General features: G+C 40.3%; 7 protein-coding genes and 1 pseudogene. 4 read left to right on the forward strand and 4 right to left on the reverse strand.

Annotation, left to right across the window (positions count from 1 at the left end; translation table 11 throughout):
- Positions 1–291: 291 nt before the first annotated feature.
- Positions 292–753: a hypothetical protein gene (locus tag HRU42_RS20510; protein WP_295033876.1), complete on the reverse strand. Its 462-nt coding sequence runs from the start codon at positions 751–753 to the stop codon at positions 292–294.
- A 150-nt stretch (positions 754–903) separates the two neighbouring features.
- On the opposite strand from HRU42_RS20510, the gene HRU42_RS20515 reads away from it, so the two are divergent.
- Complete coding sequence (locus HRU42_RS20515; protein WP_295033878.1) at positions 904–1,305, forward strand: thiol-disulfide oxidoreductase DCC family protein; 402 nt, start codon at positions 904–906, stop codon at positions 1,303–1,305.
- Between the two features lie 314 nt (positions 1,306–1,619).
- Here the strand turns inward: HRU42_RS20515 and HRU42_RS20520 are convergent, their stop codons facing one another.
- On the reverse strand, positions 1,620–1,781 hold the full coding sequence (locus HRU42_RS20520; protein WP_295033879.1) for a hypothetical protein: 162 nt from the start codon (positions 1,779–1,781) through the stop codon (positions 1,620–1,622).
- Positions 1,782–2,206: 425 nt separating this feature from the next.
- On the opposite strand from HRU42_RS20520, the gene HRU42_RS20525 reads away from it, so the two are divergent.
- The 3 genes from HRU42_RS20525 (at position 2,207) to HRU42_RS20535 (ending at position 4,420) form a co-directional block, all read left to right on the forward strand.
- Positions 2,207–2,650 (forward strand): hypothetical protein, encoded by a 444-nt coding sequence (locus HRU42_RS20525; protein WP_295033880.1) that lies wholly within the window; start codon positions 2,207–2,209, stop codon positions 2,648–2,650.
- A 294-nt stretch (positions 2,651–2,944) separates the two neighbouring features.
- The gene (locus tag HRU42_RS20530; RefSeq protein ID WP_295033881.1) at positions 2,945–3,751 is read left to right on the forward strand and encodes an IS30 family transposase; all 807 of its coding nucleotides are present in this window, start codon (positions 2,945–2,947) and stop codon (positions 3,749–3,751) included.
- A gap of 216 nt (positions 3,752–3,967) precedes the next feature.
- Positions 3,968–4,420 carry a hypothetical protein gene (locus HRU42_RS20535; RefSeq protein WP_295033883.1) on the forward strand — a complete coding sequence of 151 codons (453 nt, stop codon included), beginning with the start codon at positions 3,968–3,970 and terminating at the stop codon, positions 4,418–4,420.
- Between the two features lie 71 nt (positions 4,421–4,491).
- On the opposite strand, the gene HRU42_RS21220 is transcribed toward HRU42_RS20535, so the two are convergent.
- Entirely contained in the window at positions 4,492–4,731 is a 240-nt protein-coding gene (locus HRU42_RS21220; protein ID WP_367227201.1) for a DUF4879 domain-containing protein, read from the reverse strand.
- Positions 4,732–4,745: 14 nt separating this feature from the next.
- A pseudogene (locus HRU42_RS20540) lies at positions 4,746–4,865 on the reverse strand (IS1595 family transposase); the annotation flags it as partial.

The following is a 4,865-nucleotide window of genomic DNA, read 5'->3' on the forward strand; positions in this document are numbered from 1 at the left end:
CCCAGCTCCTGGGCCAAGGTAAATTCCGCTTTTTCACTATTGTTTCTATGTTGAGCAGAACCACGCGGGTCCGCCTTAAGTGTCACTTGCTTCATGATGCTCCTCCTTGTGCTGAGTCATCATAGCGCATAAGTGGTCAATGCTTTTGTACAAAACTGTGCTCACTTGGCATTAGCCTACATTGATTGCCGTGCATGAGGCGATTGCTTGCCTGCTGACGGCATTCGCCTTGCCGTTATTATTAGTCGCTATACATGCTTCTTCGATAAATATCAGTGGCTATTAGGTGATTTAATCAGCGAATTGTTGTTGGTGTTGTTCATTTTTATCGACAAACTCTTGTATCAGCTGTGTCTTTTTCTCTTCTAATAGTTTGATCAGTGCTTCCTTCTCTTCTTGGCTTAAGCTGTCATTGTTGGCAATATCTTGTATGTCAGCTTCGATCTTATCTAATTTCTCACGGTCAATGCCCGAACGCTTATCCAGTATAAGCTGCATGACCGCTTGTAATTTGGTTTCTTGCTTGGCTTTCGATCCCAGTTGGTCATAGGTATCAGAGCTTTCAGCAGTTTGAGAGCGTGATGAAAGGGTGACATAGTCTCTATATTGGTTGTCTCGGTCGATGACATGATTCTGGGGCTCAATAGGTCGCAGTGAATTTGTCGCGATATTATTTTTGGCTTGAACCTGTGATGGTTTACTCGTATGGGTGTCAATATTCACATAAGCGGGGTAGCCATTGACTGTCATCATGTTATTGTCCTTCCTTGGGAGCGATGGTTTTACTGCCACAGTAAATAAAGCAATTTTCGAACCAACATTCAGGATCTAATGTAAACATCAATGAGCACCTAGTCGAGGCGCTATTCAGTCGAGATTGATTAAGCAAAAATAAGGAGTGCCATGGGAACCAGCAATATCATCATCTTCGATGGTGTGTGTCATCTCTGCAATGGCGCGGTTAACTTCATCATTAAGCGAGATCCTAAGTCGATTTTTTGCTTTACTCCTATGCAAAGCCAGGCTGCGAAAGACTTGATGGCTAGATATTCGTTAATCAATGATCACGGCGATACCTTGTTTCTTATCAAGCAAGGTCAATGTTATACCCGTACCGATGCCGCGCTTGAGATCGGTAAAGACCTGTCCGGTTTCTGGCCTCTGTTGCGAATATTTACAGTCTTGCCTCGTTCATTCAGGGATTATTGCTATAACTGGCTGGGGAGTCGGCGCTATGCACTCTTCGGCAAGCGCGATACCTGTATGTTACCTACGGAAGAACTGCGCAGCCGGTTTATAATTTAACGATGTTTATTATTTGAAAGCTATCAAACCTTGGTCAAATAACGACCTAGAGCGATCATTCTAAGACGTACTTGGACAAAAACGTGATGACTTGTCAGATAACAAGTTAGTTAAATATCCATTGAGTTAGGTTCAGTTGACTGGTTTGGTATTTGGTTAGTTTATTGAGAACCATAGCTTCATTCTAATCTATAGCCTGCGGCGGTGCCGTGCAGGGTCTTGTATGTTCCAGACATACATAAGATATTTCCTATCTCCCTATAGGTCAGATTCACCAATGTCGTGCTCACATGGTCAGAGATGCTCCCTACATCTCAAGACATTTCCCATCTGACCCACAAGGACGTGGGGAATGCCTGAGTGATATCTGGAATATCGCAGGCCCTATGGGTCAGCGTGGGGAATGCCTGAGTGATATATGGAATATCGTAGGCCCTATGGGTCAAGGTGGAAATGCCGAAAAATGTAGGCAACATTTCCGGCCTTGTTTCGGAAACTCACAGCCGCGTTCACACCAGCTATTATTTCGAGAAAGTCATTTCTTCGATTTGAATTTTACTGGCTAGTCACTCACTTTTTGACAAAGTTAGTTAGAACATTGGGCTTTGATAAGCTGATAATGATTAGTAATAGTATCTAGTTTATCTGTTCCCCTAATTCGCTCCGCCCCATTTATCCGCTTTAATGTAGGAGCGGCTTCAGCCGCGAAGACCTTTCTTAGTTTATTCGAAGGCCATAATTCAATCCGACCATTTATCCCTGAGTGTCTTGATTATTGACACATAATAAAACAACTAAATATATATTGTTAATTATTAGAGGTTTATAGCGAGCGTGTGCTGTTATGGTTTGATTATTGCACTTATTTTATCAGCTATATTTTTAATAAAAAGGGATGTTTATGTACATAAATAATAGCGTGCAGGTAGGCCGCACTGAACAAATACAAAAGAATACTTATACTGATACTAAATCAACAGCCACAGATGTTTCAACTTCAACTTCAACTGACAAAGTAACAATTAGTGATGCTGGGCGTAATGCTGAATCTAAATGGCAAGAAATTTCAAACAAATATGATGTAACCAATATTTCAAGTAATGAACTAATGACGATGTCTAAAGAGTTATATGATAATAAGTTAATATCTGAAGAGGAATATTTGTTAATGTATGTACCGTTGAGCATGGACGAAGACCCAAATCAGAAAAATAACTATTTGGGTGCTATGCGTGATGATTTAAACATAGCTCGACGAACAGGGGATACAAAAGAAGGAATGAATATGAGAATAACCAGAATTGATATTCTAGAGAACATTGAACGGTTATTTACTAAGTCTTGAATAAATACAAAAATAAAAAATGTACGAGTTATGCTGGAGTAATACAATAAGTGCAACAGATTAATGTTGAAAAGTGAGAGAGCTGAAGGCAGAATTTTAGTTCTCACACACAAATTCAGAGTCTGTCATGAACAAACAGTACCATCAGCTCACTCAGGAACTAGGATACCAAATATCTGCCTCCCGTAAAAAAGGTATGACACTTCGTCAGATCGCGAGGAAGTCGGGGTACATTTTAGTACCGTATGCCGTGAGTTAAAGCGAAATGTCACCAGCCTCAACTATGACCCGAAAATGGCACATACGTTAAGCTGTAAGCGTAAAAGGATGTCGAAAAAAGCCTGTAAACGCCAGCCAAGTACCGACGAAATCATTCGGAAATGCATGGTTCTTAACTGGTCTCCTGGGGCGATCAGTGACCGTATGCCAATAGAATTCGCCCCAAGTGAATGCTTGAGTCATACAAGCATTTATCGGCGTATTGAAGAGAATAAGCAACAAGGAGGCACTTTATATCAGCAGCTCCCTCGCTATGGCAAAACGCGTTGGAAAGGTGGCAAAAGGAAGCGTAATGCGGGTGTCAGCTTGATTCCAGACCGAGTAGATATCAGTGAGCGCCCGAAAATTGTAGAAGCAAGAGAACGAATAGGTGACTGGGAAGGCGATACCGTTCATGGGCAAAATGCTCATTTAGTGACATTAGTGGATCGCTGCAGTCGTTTTACCTTAGCACGAAGAGTATTCAGAAAAACGAAAGAGGAAGTGAGTGATGCGATGATCGCTTTGCTTGGGCAGGTCGATACGGCATTGACGCTAACCTTGGATAATGGCGGTGAGTTTGCAGGCCATATGAAGGTTCATGAAGCGACGAGAGCGAAGGTTTATTTTGCCAAACCTTATGCGAGTTGGCAGCGAGGAACGAATGAAAATACTAACGGTCGAATTCGGCGTTTTTGGCCTAAGAAATTCGACATGGCTAGGCTGACAGAGGAGGAAATCGAGAACAGGATATTACAACTAAATTTAACGCCAAGAAAGATATTAGGCGGGCTAACACCCCTCGAGGTCTTTACTGGTAGGCGTGTTGCACTTATTGCTTGATTCCAGCGCGGCTTCAGCCGCGAAGACCTTTCTTAGTTTATTCGAAGGCCATAATTCAATCCGACCATTTATCCCTGAGTGTCTTGATTATTGACATATAATAAAACAACTAAATATATATTGTTAATTATTAGAGGCTTATAGCTAGCACGTGCTGTTATGGTTTGATTATTGCATTTATTTTATCAGCTATATTTTTAATTAAAAGGGATGTTTATGTACATAAATAATAGCGTGCAGGTAGGCCGCACTGAACAAATACAAAAGAATACTTATACTGATACTAAATCAACAGCCACAGATGTTTCAACTTCAACTTCAACTTCAACTTCAACTGACAAAGTAACAATTAGTGATGCTGGGCGTAATGCTGAATCTAAATGGCAAGAAATTTCAAACAAATATGATGTAACCAATATGTCAAGTAATGAACTAATGAAGATGTCTAAAGAATTATATGATAATAAGTTAATCTCTGAAAAAGAATATCTGTTAATGTATGATCCGTTGGGCATAGATGAAGATCGGAATAGTAAGCATAACTTTTTGGATATAATGCGTAATGACTTAAATGAAGCTCGAAAAAGAGGCGATGATACTACAGAAGGAATTAATATCAGAATAAAAAAGCTTGATATTTTAGAGCGGCTCGAACGTTTATCTACTTAAGATTGAAGATGTGTTAAATGAAAATTAAGTGTGCGAGTTACAAATTACTAACTCGTACACGCAGTAGTCTATTAGTTAATATAAATAGAATCACTCCAATAACCAAACGGACTTGCTATAGAGTTGGCTGAAACTGTGAATTTACCAGACTCTTGCCCACTAAAATCAAATAAGTATCGATATCCTGTTGCTATATCACCAGGACGACATTTGTTAAGGTTTGAACCGCACCTAGGTTCTGAAACCAGAGGCGTTTTACTAACGCCGTTCATGGTAGCTCTATTAACATTACCATATCCTTTTTGCCACACATAAGTGTACCTGATTACCCATGAGGCTCAGCCATCTTTAACAGTCTATATGGCATAGGTGGCGTTCTAACTGCCACACTCATAAATCGTGGCAATAATTCAGTTAGATTAAAACGCCGATTGAACCGATAACA

The sequence above is a fragment of the Shewanella sp. genome (assembly GCF_013214165.1).
Lineage (GTDB): Bacteria > Pseudomonadota > Gammaproteobacteria > Enterobacterales > Shewanellaceae > Shewanella.